A 13,817-nucleotide genomic window follows, 5' to 3' on the forward strand; every position below is an offset into this window, starting at 1 on the left:
ATTCTAGTGGTATTTGAAGAAACTATATGGTTAAGAACCTCAACGATCTGGTCGTTAGGCTTATAACTGAAAGGAGGAAGACCATGGAATCACCCGGTGTTCATATTCACCTCAGCTCCTTCTCCCGGCATATCCAGCCCTTCTGGCAACCCTTCCGTGAGGGACTGGATACTTATATCATAAGGCTTCAGGCCGAGGGGGAGTCGGAGGCGCTAATTGATGGTGAGATGGTTACCGTGCTTCCCGGAGACCTGCTGCTGTTCCGTCCCGGTGAAGTATACGATCTGAGAATAGGCGAGAAGGAGAGTCCGCTGGGTTTCAGCGCGGATTATTACGTCATGTGCACGGGGGAGTGGGTGGACCACTGGTGGAACAAGCAGGAGCGGGCCAAGAAGACGCGAATCGCTGAGGACGGCAAGCTGCAGAGCGTCTGGAAGCAGTTGATTCTGGAGAAACGGCGGCTGGACGGAGGCAGCCCGGAAATTCTCGAAGCCCTGTTCCAAGCACTTTGCCTTCTGCTGGACCGCGCAATTGCCGAAGCGCCCGTGGGTCCGTCGGCATCGCTGCTGCTCGGATTGAAGATGAAGAATTACATAGAAGAGCATGCCACTTCGCTGATCAGGCTGGAGGATGTTGCGCGCCACGCAGGTGTCAGTGTCACCCGGGCGGTTCATCTGTTCAAAGCGAAGTTTGGCTATTCGATTATGCAGTACACCGGGCAAATCCGCCTGGCGATGGCCCTGCAGCTGATGGACAACAGCAACTATACGCTGGAGCGGATTGCGGAGGAAACGGGCTTTGGCAGTTATACTTATTTTCATAGAGTTTTTCGTGAACGATACGGTGTAGCTCCCGGAGTGTACCGTAAACGTTCCTGAACGCAAAAAAAACCGCAGCATATTCGATTATGCTGCGGGCCGGGCCTTGTCTATGGTGTTTTTCTAATGGCTGTGCAGAGCCTGTCCCTTGCTGTCCAGCAGGAGCTGAGGTTCGCTGCTGGAGATGAACTCCAGAACCTTGTCATAGATAATGCGGTGTCCTGCCCGGTTCGGATGAATCCCGTCGCGGCAGATGAATTCCGTATAATCCGGCTGCTGAAGGAATGCGCCGCGGACATCAATGATTTTCGTCTTCGTACTCTCCGCGACCTTGATGATTGTGGAATTGTATCTTTCCTGCCACCAGTAGATCTTCGTGACACTGCCGAGGAATTTCAAAATGCTCTCTTCCGAAGCCGGATTGTTTCCGCTGACCCATTTGAAATAGTTATCTGCATTTAGAGGTGGCAGGCTCATTAGAATCGGCATGATCCCTTGATTTCTCAGGAAGTCGATCATATCCCGGAGCATACTTTCGAATGCCGTGAAATCGGTCTTGGGATTATGCTCGGCCTCCGGATGACTTACAATGTCCTGCCAGTTGAAATCGCAGTCATTCCCCCCGTATTCAATGAGCACCATATCCGGCTTCTCCTTCAGCACATCCCGTTTCAGATTCCCGAAGCCTTTGAGCAGCGTATTGCCAAACCTGGCGGTGTTGCGCAATGCTCCCTTCAGCTTCCCTTGCAGCAGTGAGACGTAGTTATCCTCCAGGATAACATATTTGCTTCTGCCTTCATCATAGACTACACCTTTCGAGATGGAGTCTCCGCTAACCATATATTTATACTCAAACCCTGCAGCTGTCAAACGACCTTCATTCCTATGCATGGTCTCACCTCCGAAACTATATTGTACTTAATCTTAGTGTAAACCATTCATGAAGGCATTGCCTATGTATAAACGTCACGGGTTACGCCAAACAAGCAGCTGCGAAATCCGTGAAACCGGACGCAGCTGCTGCATTTTAATTTGGCTACTGGCCTTTGTGCAATTTATAGCCGGCCAATCGGCGCAATAATGGAGTTCGGGTTGACTCATTCTGGGGAATATCCTGTACAAACCGCATTACCGCCTGCTCCAGACTAGTTACACTGTTATCCCAGGTCCAGGCCAAGGAATCAGCTTCCCCTTGTTCTGCTAAACGGGTTCTGAGCGGAGTGTCATAGATCAGGCGCACCACATCCTGAGCGAGCCGGTTCTCATAGCGGTAGGAGAGCAGGCAATTATCACCGTGACGGGCATACTGGAGATTCCCCCCGGAGTATACGGATACCAGAGCAGCCCCGCAGCGCATGGCTTCCAGTCCTGGGAGAGAACCGGCATCGAAGGCGCTGGCGCTGACAAAAATATCAGCTCCGTTATAATGATAACAGAGCTCTTCATCATTCTTTGGGGTGAAAAAGCGGTATTTTCCACCGTCATTCATCTGCTGCAAGGATACCGAGCTATAGAATTCATCCGGCGGACAGATGAAGTTGATGTTCACCTGTGGTGCATTATGTTTGACGATGTCAAGCTGTTTCACCAGATAGTCCTGCTCACGGTGCGAGGCAAATCCATTCTCTTCCTTGCGCAGGATGGCCGTAATATTGAGCGGCTCCTGCAGCATATGGCGGATATGCTGGTTGCGAAACGCCGTACTGATGCCTATAGGCACAATGCTTCCGGTTATGCCATGGCTCAGCGCTATTAATTCCTGCTGCCACCGGGATAATACAAGCAGCTTGTCAGTGATATGATAGGTTGGGAAAGATACCTCGTTCTCCGGCAGAAAAAGCGGTTCGTAACATAAAGATAGACGGATATGCATGCCTTTACCCTTTTGACTTGCAGCCTCCGATACCGGGACAGTCGTATAGAAATTGGATACGATCATATCACTGACGGGAAAATCGGACTCTCTCAGCACCGTATGATCCGTACGCAGCACCTGGGAGTGGACATTATAGGAGATGTCGCCACCGGAAGGCATGAGGATCACGACTTCATGGCCCCGGGCGGTGAGCCCGTTGGTGAGTTCTACCAGCATGCGCTGCGCCCCGCCATGGCACAAGGTTAGAATGGGGAACGTAAACCTCATCGATGATCTCTTCCCTTCTACAATGAAGCTGCAAAATAGCGAATACAGATTATGAATACTATTTTATTCAGCGGAAACTGAAAAGTACCAGGTCTGAAGGTACTAATTCTTCAGCCCACATTAAGAAGAGAATGCAGACAGCTACTGAACTGGAAGCATTAGGAGGGATGCCTGCTCAGGCTCTGCAGCAGGGCTACTGTCTTGCGGACTTCCGGGCCTTGAATATCCTCAAGCGAGACATCGATCATCGGCTTGCGGGCCTGGAGCTTATTCAGGAACTCTGCCGTATGGAATAATCCCCGGCCGGGCTGACCATGACGGATACGGGCACCCTCGGCATACATATCTTTCAGATGGGCAAGGATGATCCGGTCTCCGAACAGGCTGAATGCTTCGTCTACGATCTCATCCTGCTGCTCTACTTGATCTCCGATCAGGTTGCAGGGATCAAAGACTACGCCTATGGAGCTGGAGGGGACCTCGTCGAGAATCCGGCGCATTTTGGCCGGAGTGGATAAGGTATGGGTTCTTACAGGCTCAAGCCCAAGGAACACTCCCCATTTTTCTGCTTCCTCGGCCAGTTCCAGAACGGTGGACCGGAGGGTCTCCCAGCCCAGTTCCTCATACCGATGGGGCTCAAATTCTGCAAAAGTGGTTAACTCACCGGTCTCCGTAGCGACCATCGGTGCGCCGAACAGCCGGGCATACCGCAAATGCTCCTTGAACCGTTCGATCTCCTGCCGGCGGATAGACGGGTCGGGATGAATCGGATTGATGTAACAGCCAAGCACACCGATACGGATACCCGCCCGGTCAAACTGTTCGCCGATATAATTGGCAAGCCCCGGACTAAGCTTTCCGGTAGAGGTGTCGATATCCTGTATGGCTTTGGACAAAGCCAACTGGACAAAACTGATTCCGTAATCTTGAAGCACAGCTGTAAGCTCTTTAAGCGGCAGACAGCCTGCGGTGTGGGCTAAAGTTCCGTAACGGATGAAAAACAACTCCTTTTGAAAAATATGGATTTGTATTAGTATTAGCTTTATATTAATAGCGCTTTCAGTTACTTGCAATGGTAAAGCGCTGACAGAATAGGAGAGAATGTAATGAACACGATAGAGCAGCGCAAGCAGGAACTGGAGAACTGCCGGCCTGAACCGACTTTGGAACTGGGGAAAGTCAATGAATTTTGGGATGGCATCCTTGCGGAGTATGCGGGCAAACCTCTGGATATGATTTCAGTTCCTGAAGCGACGCCGTACCCGGGAATGCGGGTGGACAAAGTCAGCTTTCAGAGCTTTGACGATACGAGGGTCAATGCTTGGCATATTCAGCCTGCACAGGCTGGAGAGAGCGGGGAACGGCTTCCTTGTATCGTTACGTTCCCCGGCTATACCGGTGATAGAGGCTATCCGGAGCGGTACGCCCCATGGGTGCTGTTAGGCTATTCCGTTCTGGCCGTGGATGTAAGGGGACAGCTTGGAGAGACCGGCAACCGGCTGCCGATGGAGAGCGGTGTGGTAAAGGGCTGGATTACCCAGGGTCTTCTGGAGAAGGAACGCTCCTATTATATGGGGGTCGCCATGGATACCGTCAGGGCTTTGGAAACGGCGGCACAGCTTCCGGGAGTAGACCCGTCCCGTATTGCGATTACGGGCAGCAGCCAGGGCGGGGGGATTGCACTGCTGGCAGGTGCGCTAAGTACCCGGGTCGCCGCTGTGGCCGCAGATATTCCCAACCTGTGCCGGCTGGATTTCGGGGTGTTGAATTCAACCAGCTCCCTTACGGAAATCGGCGCTTATGTTAGAAGGTATCCTGAGCATCTTGAGCAGGTGCTGGATACGCTTGCTTACTTCGATATCGTGAACCTGGCACCGCGGATCACGGCTCCGGTTCTTATCTCTGTCGGCTGGAAGGATGCGGTATGCATGCCCGAAACCGTATACGCCGCTTACAACCGTCTGGAGACGGATAAGCAGATTATGGACTATCCATTTTCCGGACATGAAGTGAGTGAATACCATAACCGCCAGAAGGTTCTCTTCTTGCAGAAGCATCTGGGTCAGGCGGAACGCTAGAACGGGAAGAGGTTAGTGTGAGCACTAAGGGGCGCCACAGCATCTGCAGCTGTGGCGCCCCTTGTCTTTTGAGAAGCTATTTAACCGGTTAAGGAGGACATGACTTTAGGTTGTGATTTTGGCATAGACGGCAAAGAACAGCGCCAGTTCTCCCATGATCATCACATTCGGCACATGAACCACCACGTCCAGAATGTAAAAGCAGGCGAGGATCGCTGTCAGCACTCCCAGATGAACGATTCCCAGCTGATGCTGCTTATGCCGGTAGACATGAAAGACCATGGTTGTGGAAGCGAAATAGAGTAGTACAGAGCCAAAGATCAGATTCAGCATCAGTTCATAATGCAGCTTGTTCAGGAACAGCAGCTGGATCGAGGCAGCCAGCATACATAGCGACAGAAAGATGAACAAATGTCCGTAAATGATCGTCTGTCCGGCGGTATGGACATTTTTATCCACTTTTTTCTCCAGGTTGTCATAGTACTGCCACCACATGGCGATGATCAGAACAAAGGTCAGGGCTGCGAAGCCGACAGATTGCAGGGTCCAGACGCTCGACTGCAGCACAGACAGAATGCTGACCACAGATTCCCCGAGCAAAATCAGCGCAAACAGGGAGAAACGCTCCAGCAGATGATGTGTATTGGCCGGAGTTTTGACCAGTATTTTTCGTCCCAGTAATGGCAGGAGAATGTCGAGGGCGATCCCCGCGTACAGCACCAGGTAACGGACCCAGGAATCGAAGAACAGGGAACAGGCGGAAATCACCAGCCCCACCCAAAAACGGGTCCCCAAATAATGAGCGGTCGCCCTCAGATGCCCATTCTCCTTGGAACGAACGAAAAGATACTGTACTGCAGTCATTGCACGGAGGCCAACGTAGCCTATCAGAAACGAATAATAGGTCTGATCGAAATCCAAGGACAGGCTGGCCGTCATAATTAACACAAAGAATAGTTGGATAATCAGAAAAATCCGGTGAGAGACAATATCCTGCCCATAGCGGTTGACAAATAGCGTCTGTCCCACCCAGGCCCACCAAATGGGGATAAAAATCAGCACGAATTTGCCCAGTGTCGGAAGTGAGAGCGTTTCGTCCTCTACATGCAGCAGCACATGGCTGGCTTTGGACACGGCGGCCACAAATAAAAGATCATAGAAGAGCTCCAGCCAGGTTACTTTTTTTGCAGTCATATAACGCTCCTTTGCTGATCGGATGATTTCGGGTCTGTCGACTGTTTACACGGAACGTTCCGGGTTATATGTTATAATAAAGGCTCTTTCCGGGTGAACGCAAGGCAGTCTAAGTATTAAAGGAGGAACTCGCAGATGGAGATGGAGAAGGAGAAGGACAGTAGCAAGCTTCCTGCAGAACTTGCAGTGGAGAATTACCCATACAGTGAGAAGAATGAACAGCTTGTGAAAAAAGGCTTCTGGAGCAAGACCCGAAAGTTTGCCGGAAAAATCCCGTTTACCAAAGACGCGGTGGCCATGTATTACTGTGCCATTGATGCCAAAACCCCTTTGTGGGCTAAAGGAATTGCCTTCGGGGCGCTGGCTTATTTCATTTCCCCCATTGATGCGATTCCGGATGCACTGATTGGCCTGGGATTTACCGATGACGCGGCAATTATTGCGGCAGGGGTAAGAGCAATAGCCGGACAGGTAACCGTTGAACACCGTCAGAAGTCAGAGGCATTTTTTGAGCAGGAAACCTTATAATAAACCCACACATTGAGGCATAGGCTGCATAGCTTGTTCATCCCTTTGCGTGTACGTGATATAGATGTTATGAAAAAAGGTGCAGCCAAAGCTGCACCTCACACACTCTCCACCGGACTGCTTTCTTTGGAGAGCTGTTTGCTCTGATATTCTTCGCCCCAATCCTTCATTAGCCGGATAATAGGAATGAGCGTGCGGCCAAACTCCGTCAGGGAGTATTCCACCTTTGGGGGAACCTGCTGATAGACTTCGCGGTGGACAACGCCATCCTCTTCCAGCTCGCGCAGCTGCAGAGTCAGCATGCGCTGGGTGATTCCAGGACAGATCCGGCGGAATTCACTGAACCGTTTCTTATCCTCCATCATGTGGTACAACAGCACACCCTTCCATTTGCCGCCGATAACGTCAAGAGTGAACTCAACAGGGCAGGCGGTCTTATCGTCCCCTGAACATTCACCGAATCCGCCTTTACGGTCACGCATAAACAGTGCCACTCCTTCAGTATCATTTTGTATACTACATCACAATAATGTGTGTACTTCATAAGCGATAATATATCTCCTAATATAAATGTGTAAACCTCATATAGTCAAATGTGCTCTAAGTGGAAAAAACTGCTCTGCCGGCGGCTCCGTTCTGCAACGTGCCTTCCTGCAAAGCAGTTTTTTGGTGTGCGATAGTCCTGAAAATACATAAAAGCTTCGAAAAAGAATTGAAAACTTGCTGAAAATTCTGATAGTCTATTGAAGTGAGCTTTTTAACGGATTATCATCTCAAGATTGAAGGGATTCCTACAGTATGAAAATCATTCGTATTATTGCCCAGGTTGCAGTATTGTACATATTCTTTCTTGCCGGAGATTACTTGCAGAAACTGCTGCATTTGCCGGTCCCGGGCAGCATTGTCGGGTTGCTGCTTCTTTTTGTTTTATTGCTGTTCAACATTGTGCCAGTGAAGCTGATTGAAGAAGGATCCTTGTTCATTCTGGCCTATCTTCCGATGTTCTTCATCCCGGCGACTGCCGGAATTATGAACCACCTGGATATATTCAGCGGCCGCGGGCTGCTGATGATTGGCATACTGGTTATTAGCAGTGTACTGACCATGGTTGTGACGGCGCATGCCAGCGAGTGGATTACGGGCCGCCGCGAAGCCCGCAGCAACCCCACCAAACTTACGGTTGTGCGCAAAAAGGGGAGCGAAGCATGAATATTTTGCTTGCTGCCGGCTTCGTTCTGATGAATGTTGGGATCTATCTGTTTATGTCCATGCTCTACAAAAGGTTTCGTCTTCCCGTGCTTCTGCCGGCACTGACTGCGACGTTTACAGTAGTAGTTCTCCTGCTTGGCTTCCATATTTCCTATGACACCTATATGATCGGCGGAGAATGGATCAACCGCCTGCTCGGGCCGGCAGTTGTTGCTCTTGCCTATCCGCTCTACAAGCAGCGCCATGTGCTGTGGCAGAACCTTCCGGCCATTCTCGGCGGGACGGTTATCGGCCTGCTGGTAGGTATGTTCAGTGGACTGCTGATGGCCGCAGGCCTGGGCTTTTCCAAACTGTATGTGCTCTCGATATTGCCCAAATCCATTACGACAGCCGTAGCGATCCAGATTTCCAGCAACCTCGGCGGTGACTCGTCCTTAACCTCCGTATTTGTGATGATTGCCGGATTTACCGGAGCCATTGGCGGACCCTATATTATCAAGCTGTTCAGAATCCGCAGTGAATCCGGTATCGGCATTGGCCTGGGTACTGCCTCTCACGCCCTGGGTACAGCAAAAGCCCTGGAGTACGGTGAGCAGTCAGTGTCCATGAGCTCGGTAGCTATGACGGTCTGTGCCATCGTAGGTTCCATTGTGGGGCCTTTAGTGGCCTGGGTCATGTACCACTAAAGCTCCACTAAAGAATCCCTGAAAAACCCCTGGAAAATCACTAAAAGTTGCCTCTTATAGTTGCCTCTTAATTTTCTACACGGAGCCGGATTACATTCCATGAAGCTTTGGACAGCAGGGCGGTGATACGGCCGTCCTCTGCCGAAGCTGTTCCCCGGTCATGCGGAAGCACGTTGCCCGGACTTGCCTTGGTATTTGCCGCCTGAAGATCTTTATGATCCATAACGGTATGCTGAATGACTGTAGTCTTCCCGAAGCTGCGGAGATCCACGGTAAACTCCATCCCTTCAGTCAAATGGCGGTTTACAGCAAAAACTGTAATCTCGCTGAGCTCCTCGTTATATACACTCACTGCTTCCAGGTAAGGGACGTCCGTAAAATCCTTGGAATCATATTTCGGACTGGAAATGAGCGGATGAAGCACCGTTCCCCGGCCGTAAAGAGAAGCATGCATGTAAGGATAGTAGGTGGTCTGGAGCCACAGCGGGCCTCCGTTTTCAGTCGAAATCGGTGCGATGGTATTGATCAGCTGGGCGATGCAAGCCATCTTCACCCGGTCCGCGTGCTTCAGCAGGCTGATCAGGCAGCAGCCTACAACCAGCGCATCCTCCATATTATAGACATCCTCAAATTCCGGCGGGGCAACCTGCCAATGCGTCTCCATCCGGCTTGACCCCTGCGATTTCCACACATTCCATTCATCCAAAGACAGATAAATTTTCTTTTTACTCTTCTTTTTTGCTTTGATATAATCGCAAATCGCTGCCACGCTGTCGATGAACTGGTCCAGATCCAGTGACTTGGCCAGGAAATTGGCGGTGTCACCCACATTATTGTTGTAGTAGGTATGCAGCGACAGGAAATCCACATTGTCATAAGTCAGATCGAGAACGGTTGCTTCCCATTCGGCAAAAGTGCTCATATCACTTCCCGAGCTTCCGCATGCAACGAACTCCAGCGAAGGGTCCACCCAGCGCATAGCTTTGGCGGTTTCATTGGCAAGCCGTCCGTATTCTACAGCGGTTTTAGCCCCGATTTGCCAAGGTCCGTCCATTTCGTTGCCGAGGCACCAGGTTTTGAAACGGTGAGGAGCTTCTACCCCGTGGGAGATCCGCAGGTCGCTCCAATAGGAACCGGAAGGATGATTGCAGTATTCAACCAGATTTCTGGCGGCATCAATGCCACGGGTGCCCAAATTCACAGCCATCATGACCTCGGAACCCGCCAGCTTGGCCCATTCCGCGAATTCATTCGTGCCCATTTGATTGGTTTCGGTGGTCCACCAGGCCAATTCCAGCGATTGCTTGCGTTCTGACTTGGGGCCAACTCCATCTTCCCAATTATAGCCGGAGACAAAGTTACCGCCCGGGTAACGGATAATCGGAACATTCAGTGCCTTGACAGCATTCAGAACATCTTGCCGAAATCCATTCTGGTCTGCCGTAGGGTGTCCGGGTTCATAGATTCCGCCATATACAGCCCGGCCTAGATGCTCGATGAACGAACCGTAAAGGCGGGGGTCAACCTCTGCCAGCTGGAAGTCTTTGTCGACAATCATAGATGCTTTAATAGTCATAAATGAATTGCTCCTTTGCAGAATTAATATAAATATTAATTGAGTATTAATTTTATTAATTACATCATACGAATCATCCGGTATACTTAGCAATATAAAAATTCAGGATTAATAAATTCGCTAATCCTTATGGTTTGGAGGCTGCTGAATATGTACTTAACAACGAATGCTGAATCGCTAAAGGTGTATGAAGCCTTGGCCAGCGAAGTAAGGTTACGGATAATTGATCTGCTTAGTGTCCGGGAAATGCATATCAAGGAGCTTGCTTCTACCCTCTATCTGAGCAGTGCGATCGTAAGCTCTCATGTCGCCAAGCTGCAAAGGGCCGGGATCGTCAGCTCGCAAATGAAAAGAATCGGCAGCGGAACCTACAAATATTGTTCCTTGTCGGCAAATTTTTTACAGATTAAGCTATCAGGCTCACGCGGAATTTCCAGAAAAGTAGTGGAGGTATCGGTGCCCGTCGGACAATATACGGATTTGCAGGCAGCACCTACATGCGGCATCGCCACAACGGAGAAACTGATCGGCTATTATGATGACCCGCGCTATTTTCTGGACCCGGAACGGGTGGATGCCGGGATTCTCTGGTTTGCCAAAGGTTATGTCGAGTACAAGGTGCCAAATTATCTTTTTATGGATCAGACGGTGCAGGAAATTGAAATTTCGATGGAGATGGGTTCGGAAGCTCCGCATGTGAACGAGAAATGGCCTTCGGATATAACGTTTACCCTGAACGGGGTTGAATTAGGCAAGTGGACCAGTCCCGGCGACTTCGGTATGATGCGGGGGCGCTTGACCCCATCCTGGTGGAATGCAGAGGTGAATCAATATGGACTGCTTAAGGTGCTGAGAATCAATAAGGGCGGCAGTTACATAGACGGACAGCAGATTTCTGCAGTGACTCTGGACGATGTGTGCTGGCAGCAGGATCAGTGGAGTTTCCGGTTGACCGCGGAGGACAGCACCCGAAGACGAGGCGGATTAACTCTGTTCGGACATGGCTTCGGAAACTATGAGCAGGATATTGTATTTAGAGTGTATTACGAATAAACCCTTGCCCCTCCATAACCTTTCATATATGGTTAAAAAATGGTGCGTGAGCGCTATTCTTTTCAGAATATGGAGGTGGCACAGGTGAGAAAGTGGCTATACGGCATCATCGCTGTCCTCGCCCTGACGGGAATTATTGTATACGGTTTTGTCAGTGCCCCCAAGGTATTTCATGTGGACCGCGAGATTACAGTTACTGCCTACAAGGAGAAGAATCCGGAATACTCTCAGCCTGTGACCCTGCTGCTCAAGGGAGTATTTGATGAGAAATCCAAAAGTTACATAGGTAAAATAACAATAAACGGCAAGGTGCTGGAGAGATGCAGGTTGTCCCCTGAATTTGGCTTAGCGACTTGTGCGGAAGCGAAGGGCGATCCTTCTTCAGTCATCGGAATGGTGTTTGCCAGCGGAGACTATAAGCATTGGAGCTTGTTGATCGGTCCCTCATACACAGTTCAGAGCTCCTACAGTGAACTGTATGTCTTGTTGAATAAAGGAGAGCCTACAGGTTCAGCGGGGGACATCATCATGACTTTTTCCGCTGACGGCCGTGAGGCTGCCCTGAAGGAGTCGCACGCTCTGGTTGATCGCTGGCAGGACCGGATGGCAGACCGGAATCCCTGATCTTCACAGAAAGCATGTTTGCAAAACAGTTCAATGGGTAACTATAACTGAAGTAACCCATTAACCTGCAAAGCATTATGCAAAGGAGGATATCACACATGTCAGATCATATCAAAAATGAAGCGGACATCCGCAATAAAGAAAGCAAACAAGGCGATTCCCTCGCGGAACGCAAAAAGATGGAAAATGGCGTGGACATTGAGCCGGAGGCCGATGACTGGGTAGCTAAACCTGCGGAAACCTCCCATCCTGATCCGCTCCCCAAGAACTAAAGCAGCATGCTGTCTTCTGACAGACTACCCGCGAAGGTAGTCTGTTTTTTTTTGATACGGATTCATATTGAGAACCAAATGGTTAATAACGTATACTGAAAATAGGTACATCGAAGTCATGCCTTCATTCTCCAGTTCATTACAGATTTCACAGGTCTCTGGGCAATCCATTTTGCGGGGAGGAATCGTTAATGCGGAGTCGGAACGAGAACGGACGGTATCGGCAAAAGCGCGGAGACGCGCTTGTAGGCAACCTTGAGAAAAAGTACGGTTCGGACTTTGGCGTACGCAGCGACATGAAGCTGGAGACGCTAAGAAGGCAGCATGATGGACAGTCGTTAACACAGCTGCTTAAGGAACAGCAGGACAAAAACTAATCCATAGGGAGCGTATTTGAAGGCTTCCAGAATGATAAACATAACCCGCGGGTTATGTTTTTTTTGATATTATTCCTTATCGGGCAGCATAATTGAATGTCAAATCCGTTTCAGAGCAAACGTTATTGACAATTCAACTACTACGTGTTACTTTATAGCAGTACTAAGTAATACTGCATACCAGTGGTACAGAATAGCAAGGAGTGATTGTGCTGGAAAATCTAACGGAAATGCTCAAAGGGTCGCTTGAAGGCTGTGTTCTTGAAATTATAAGCCGCAAAGAAACTTACGGTTACGAAATTACGCGGCAGCTGAACGCTCTCGGCTTCACAGATGTTGTGGAGGGAACGGTGTATACCATCCTGATCCGGCTTGAAAAAAATAAGCTGGTGGAGATCACCAAGAAGCCCTCCGAACTGGGACCGCCGCGAAAGTTCTTTGCGATCAACGATGCGGGGCGAGAGGAACTTCAGAGGTTCTGGGAAAAGTGGGAGTTCGTATCCTCAAAAATTAACGAGTTAAAGGAGAGAAAACAATGAACTTTTGGGAAAAAATCACCGGAAGCGACATGACTAAAGAATTCAAAATGTTTGAAGCGCGAACCCAAAAACTGCCGGCTGATTATCAGGCGGCATGGGAGAAAATTAAAGCCAATCTTTGGACGCACTCCGATTTCACCGGTCGCAACCTCATGCCGATTCTTGACGATGTGCTTGGCCTGCTTGAAGAAACGGCGGCGGACGGTCAGAGTGTCCAAGAGGTTTTGGGTGACGATATCAAAGGCTTCTGTTCTGCGCTGGCCGGTGAAGAAGAGGCAAAGTCTTATCGCGACAAATGGCGGGAGCAGCTCAACAACAATATCGCTAAAAAATTACGTGAATAGGAGGAGGATACCATGAATATACGGGATATCATCGAAGGTAAAAAAGAGTGGCGGGCGCACGTGGCGCGTGTCAAAGCGCTCCCTAAGGATTATCAGATTGTTTATAAAGAGATTCAACGATATTACTTTAAGGTCGGTCCTGTCGAATTAACCGAAGATACGGGGCTGCTTTCGGGGATTGTCGATCTTTTTGAAGAGGGCGCGGCCTTGGGAAAAGGCGTGCTCCAAGTGACTGGCAATGACGTAGCCGCTTTCTGCGACGATCTAATCAAAGATTCAAAAACCTATGCCGACATCTACCAGGAACCTGCTGACCAGGAAGTGAACAAGGCCATGAAAAAGTGGACGGATAAAATAAAGTAAAGGGGGATACCGG

The 13,817-nt window shown here is 49.8% G+C and carries 18 protein-coding genes; 12 read left to right on the plus strand and 6 right to left on the minus strand.

Going from position 1 to position 13,817, the window contains the following annotated elements; translation table 11 throughout:
- The first annotated feature begins 83 nt into the window (after positions 1-83).
- Positions 84-878 (plus strand): AraC family transcriptional regulator, encoded by a 795-nt coding sequence (locus A3848_RS12115; protein WP_074085191.1) that lies wholly within the window; start codon positions 84-86, stop codon positions 876-878.
- 63 nt (positions 879-941) lie between these two features.
- Here A3848_RS12115 and A3848_RS12120 read toward each other — a convergent pair whose 3' ends face one another.
- The 3 genes from A3848_RS12120 to A3848_RS12130 all read right to left on the minus strand — a co-directional run bounded on the left by A3848_RS12120 (position 942) and on the right by A3848_RS12130 (position 3,965).
- Positions 942-1,709, minus strand: coding sequence for an SGNH/GDSL hydrolase family protein (locus tag A3848_RS12120; RefSeq protein WP_074085192.1), 768 nt, complete (start codon positions 1,707-1,709; stop codon positions 942-944).
- Positions 1,710-1,854: 145 nt separating this feature from the next.
- The gene (locus tag A3848_RS12125) at positions 1,855-2,961 is read right to left on the minus strand and encodes a glycosyltransferase family 4 protein (protein WP_083606708.1); all 1,107 of its coding nucleotides are present in this window, start codon (positions 2,959-2,961) and stop codon (positions 1,855-1,857) included.
- Between the two features lie 158 nt (positions 2,962-3,119).
- The gene (locus A3848_RS12130; RefSeq protein ID WP_083606710.1) at positions 3,120-3,965 is read right to left on the minus strand and encodes a sugar phosphate isomerase/epimerase family protein; all 846 of its coding nucleotides are present in this window, start codon (positions 3,963-3,965) and stop codon (positions 3,120-3,122) included.
- 102 nt (positions 3,966-4,067) lie between these two features.
- On the opposite strand from A3848_RS12130, the gene A3848_RS12135 reads away from it, so the two are divergent.
- On the plus strand, positions 4,068-5,039 hold the full coding sequence (locus A3848_RS12135; RefSeq protein WP_074085194.1) for an acetylxylan esterase: 972 nt from the start codon (positions 4,068-4,070) through the stop codon (positions 5,037-5,039).
- A 105-nt stretch (positions 5,040-5,144) separates the two neighbouring features.
- Here A3848_RS12135 and A3848_RS12140 read toward each other — a convergent pair whose 3' ends face one another.
- A complete protein-coding gene (locus tag A3848_RS12140) occupies positions 5,145-6,233 on the minus strand; it encodes a low temperature requirement protein A (RefSeq protein ID WP_074085195.1) in 1,089 nt (362 codons plus the stop codon).
- Positions 6,234-6,368: 135 nt separating this feature from the next.
- Between A3848_RS12140 and A3848_RS12145 the strand changes: the two genes are divergently transcribed.
- Positions 6,369-6,761 (plus strand): YkvA family protein, encoded by a 393-nt coding sequence (locus A3848_RS12145; protein WP_083612100.1) that lies wholly within the window; start codon positions 6,369-6,371, stop codon positions 6,759-6,761.
- 98 nt (positions 6,762-6,859) lie between these two features.
- Here the strand turns inward: A3848_RS12145 and A3848_RS12150 are convergent, their stop codons facing one another.
- Entirely contained in the window at positions 6,860-7,243 is a 384-nt protein-coding gene (locus tag A3848_RS12150) for a winged helix-turn-helix transcriptional regulator (protein WP_074085196.1), read from the minus strand.
- 316 nt (positions 7,244-7,559) lie between these two features.
- Between A3848_RS12150 and A3848_RS12155 the strand changes: the two genes are divergently transcribed.
- Both A3848_RS12155 and A3848_RS12160 read left to right on the plus strand, forming a co-directional pair.
- Positions 7,560-7,970 carry a CidA/LrgA family protein gene (locus A3848_RS12155; protein ID WP_074085197.1) on the plus strand — a complete coding sequence of 137 codons (411 nt, stop codon included), beginning with the start codon at positions 7,560-7,562 and terminating at the stop codon, positions 7,968-7,970.
- A complete protein-coding gene (locus A3848_RS12160) occupies positions 7,967-8,656 on the plus strand; it encodes an LrgB family protein (protein ID WP_074085198.1) in 690 nt (229 codons plus the stop codon). The genes A3848_RS12155 and A3848_RS12160 overlap by 4 nt, the downstream gene beginning before the upstream one ends.
- A gap of 67 nt (positions 8,657-8,723) precedes the next feature.
- Here A3848_RS12160 and arfA read toward each other — a convergent pair whose 3' ends face one another.
- A complete protein-coding gene (gene arfA, locus A3848_RS12165) occupies positions 8,724-10,232 on the minus strand; it encodes an arabinosylfuranosidase ArfA (RefSeq protein ID WP_074085199.1) in 1,509 nt (502 codons plus the stop codon).
- A gap of 150 nt (positions 10,233-10,382) precedes the next feature.
- Here arfA and A3848_RS12170 point away from each other — a divergent pair, with 150 nt between their 5' ends.
- The 7 genes from A3848_RS12170 (at position 10,383) to A3848_RS12195 (ending at position 13,804) form a co-directional block, all read left to right on the plus strand.
- The gene (locus A3848_RS12170) at positions 10,383-11,285 is read left to right on the plus strand and encodes an ArsR/SmtB family transcription factor (RefSeq protein ID WP_074085200.1); all 903 of its coding nucleotides are present in this window, start codon (positions 10,383-10,385) and stop codon (positions 11,283-11,285) included.
- 84 nt (positions 11,286-11,369) lie between these two features.
- Complete coding sequence (locus A3848_RS12175) at positions 11,370-11,909, plus strand: hypothetical protein (RefSeq protein WP_074085201.1); 540 nt, start codon at positions 11,370-11,372, stop codon at positions 11,907-11,909.
- Positions 11,910-12,007: 98 nt separating this feature from the next.
- Entirely contained in the window at positions 12,008-12,181 is a 174-nt protein-coding gene (locus tag A3848_RS32285) for a hypothetical protein (protein ID WP_178381983.1), read from the plus strand.
- Positions 12,182-12,372: 191 nt separating this feature from the next.
- Positions 12,373-12,558, plus strand: a complete 186-nt coding sequence (locus tag A3848_RS12180) for a hypothetical protein (protein WP_074085202.1) — start codon at positions 12,373-12,375, stop codon at positions 12,556-12,558.
- Between the two features lie 230 nt (positions 12,559-12,788).
- Positions 12,789-13,097: a PadR family transcriptional regulator gene (locus tag A3848_RS12185; protein ID WP_279629243.1), complete on the plus strand. Its 309-nt coding sequence runs from the start codon at positions 12,789-12,791 to the stop codon at positions 13,095-13,097.
- The gene (locus A3848_RS12190) at positions 13,094-13,441 is read left to right on the plus strand and encodes a DUF1048 domain-containing protein (protein ID WP_074085204.1); all 348 of its coding nucleotides are present in this window, start codon (positions 13,094-13,096) and stop codon (positions 13,439-13,441) included. Before A3848_RS12185 ends, A3848_RS12190 begins: the two co-directional genes overlap by 4 nt.
- Before the next feature lie 12 nt (positions 13,442-13,453).
- Positions 13,454-13,804: a DUF1048 domain-containing protein gene (locus A3848_RS12195; RefSeq protein ID WP_074085205.1), complete on the plus strand. Its 351-nt coding sequence runs from the start codon at positions 13,454-13,456 to the stop codon at positions 13,802-13,804.
- The last annotated feature ends 13 nt before the right edge of the window (positions 13,805-13,817 follow it).

Origin of the sequence: Paenibacillus sp. P32E, from assembly GCF_001909085.1 — a bacterium.
Classification (GTDB): Bacteria; Bacillota; Bacilli; order Paenibacillales; family Paenibacillaceae; genus Paenibacillus_AQ; species Paenibacillus_AQ helianthi.

Excerpts from the sequence above, each read along its gene's own strand:
- A3848_RS12155 (WP_074085197.1), top strand. The coding sequence starts at position 7,560 with ATGAAAATCATTCGTATTATTGCCCAGGTTGCAGTATTGTACATATTC.
- A3848_RS32285 (WP_178381983.1), top strand. The coding sequence starts at position 12,008 with ATGTCAGATCATATCAAAAATGAAGCGGACATCCGCAATAAAGAAAGC.
- A3848_RS12145 (WP_083612100.1), top strand. The coding sequence starts at position 6,369 with ATGGAGATGGAGAAGGAGAAGGACAGTAGCAAGCTTCCTGCAGAACTT.
- A3848_RS12140 (WP_074085195.1), bottom strand. The coding sequence starts at position 6,233 with ATGACTGCAAAAAAAGTAACCTGGCTGGAGCTCTTCTATGATCTTTTA.
- A3848_RS12180 (WP_074085202.1), top strand. The coding sequence starts at position 12,373 with ATGCGGAGTCGGAACGAGAACGGACGGTATCGGCAAAAGCGCGGAGAC.
- A3848_RS12195 (WP_074085205.1), top strand. The coding sequence starts at position 13,454 with ATGAATATACGGGATATCATCGAAGGTAAAAAAGAGTGGCGGGCGCAC.
- A3848_RS12160 (WP_074085198.1), top strand. The coding sequence starts at position 7,967 with ATGAATATTTTGCTTGCTGCCGGCTTCGTTCTGATGAATGTTGGGATC.
- A3848_RS12170 (WP_074085200.1), top strand. The coding sequence starts at position 10,383 with ATGTACTTAACAACGAATGCTGAATCGCTAAAGGTGTATGAAGCCTTG.
- A3848_RS12125 (WP_083606708.1), bottom strand. The coding sequence starts at position 2,961 with ATGAGGTTTACGTTCCCCATTCTAACCTTGTGCCATGGCGGGGCGCAG.
- A3848_RS12115 (WP_074085191.1), top strand. The coding sequence starts at position 84 with ATGGAATCACCCGGTGTTCATATTCACCTCAGCTCCTTCTCCCGGCAT.
- A3848_RS12135 (WP_074085194.1), top strand. The coding sequence starts at position 4,068 with ATGAACACGATAGAGCAGCGCAAGCAGGAACTGGAGAACTGCCGGCCT.
- A3848_RS12150 (WP_074085196.1), bottom strand. The coding sequence starts at position 7,243 with ATGCGTGACCGTAAAGGCGGATTCGGTGAATGTTCAGGGGACGATAAG.
- A3848_RS12190 (WP_074085204.1), top strand. The coding sequence starts at position 13,094 with ATGAACTTTTGGGAAAAAATCACCGGAAGCGACATGACTAAAGAATTC.
- A3848_RS12185 (WP_279629243.1), top strand. The coding sequence starts at position 12,789 with ATGCTCAAAGGGTCGCTTGAAGGCTGTGTTCTTGAAATTATAAGCCGC.
- arfA (WP_074085199.1), bottom strand. The coding sequence starts at position 10,232 with ATGACTATTAAAGCATCTATGATTGTCGACAAAGACTTCCAGCTGGCA.
- A3848_RS12120 (WP_074085192.1), bottom strand. The coding sequence starts at position 1,709 with ATGCATAGGAATGAAGGTCGTTTGACAGCTGCAGGGTTTGAGTATAAA.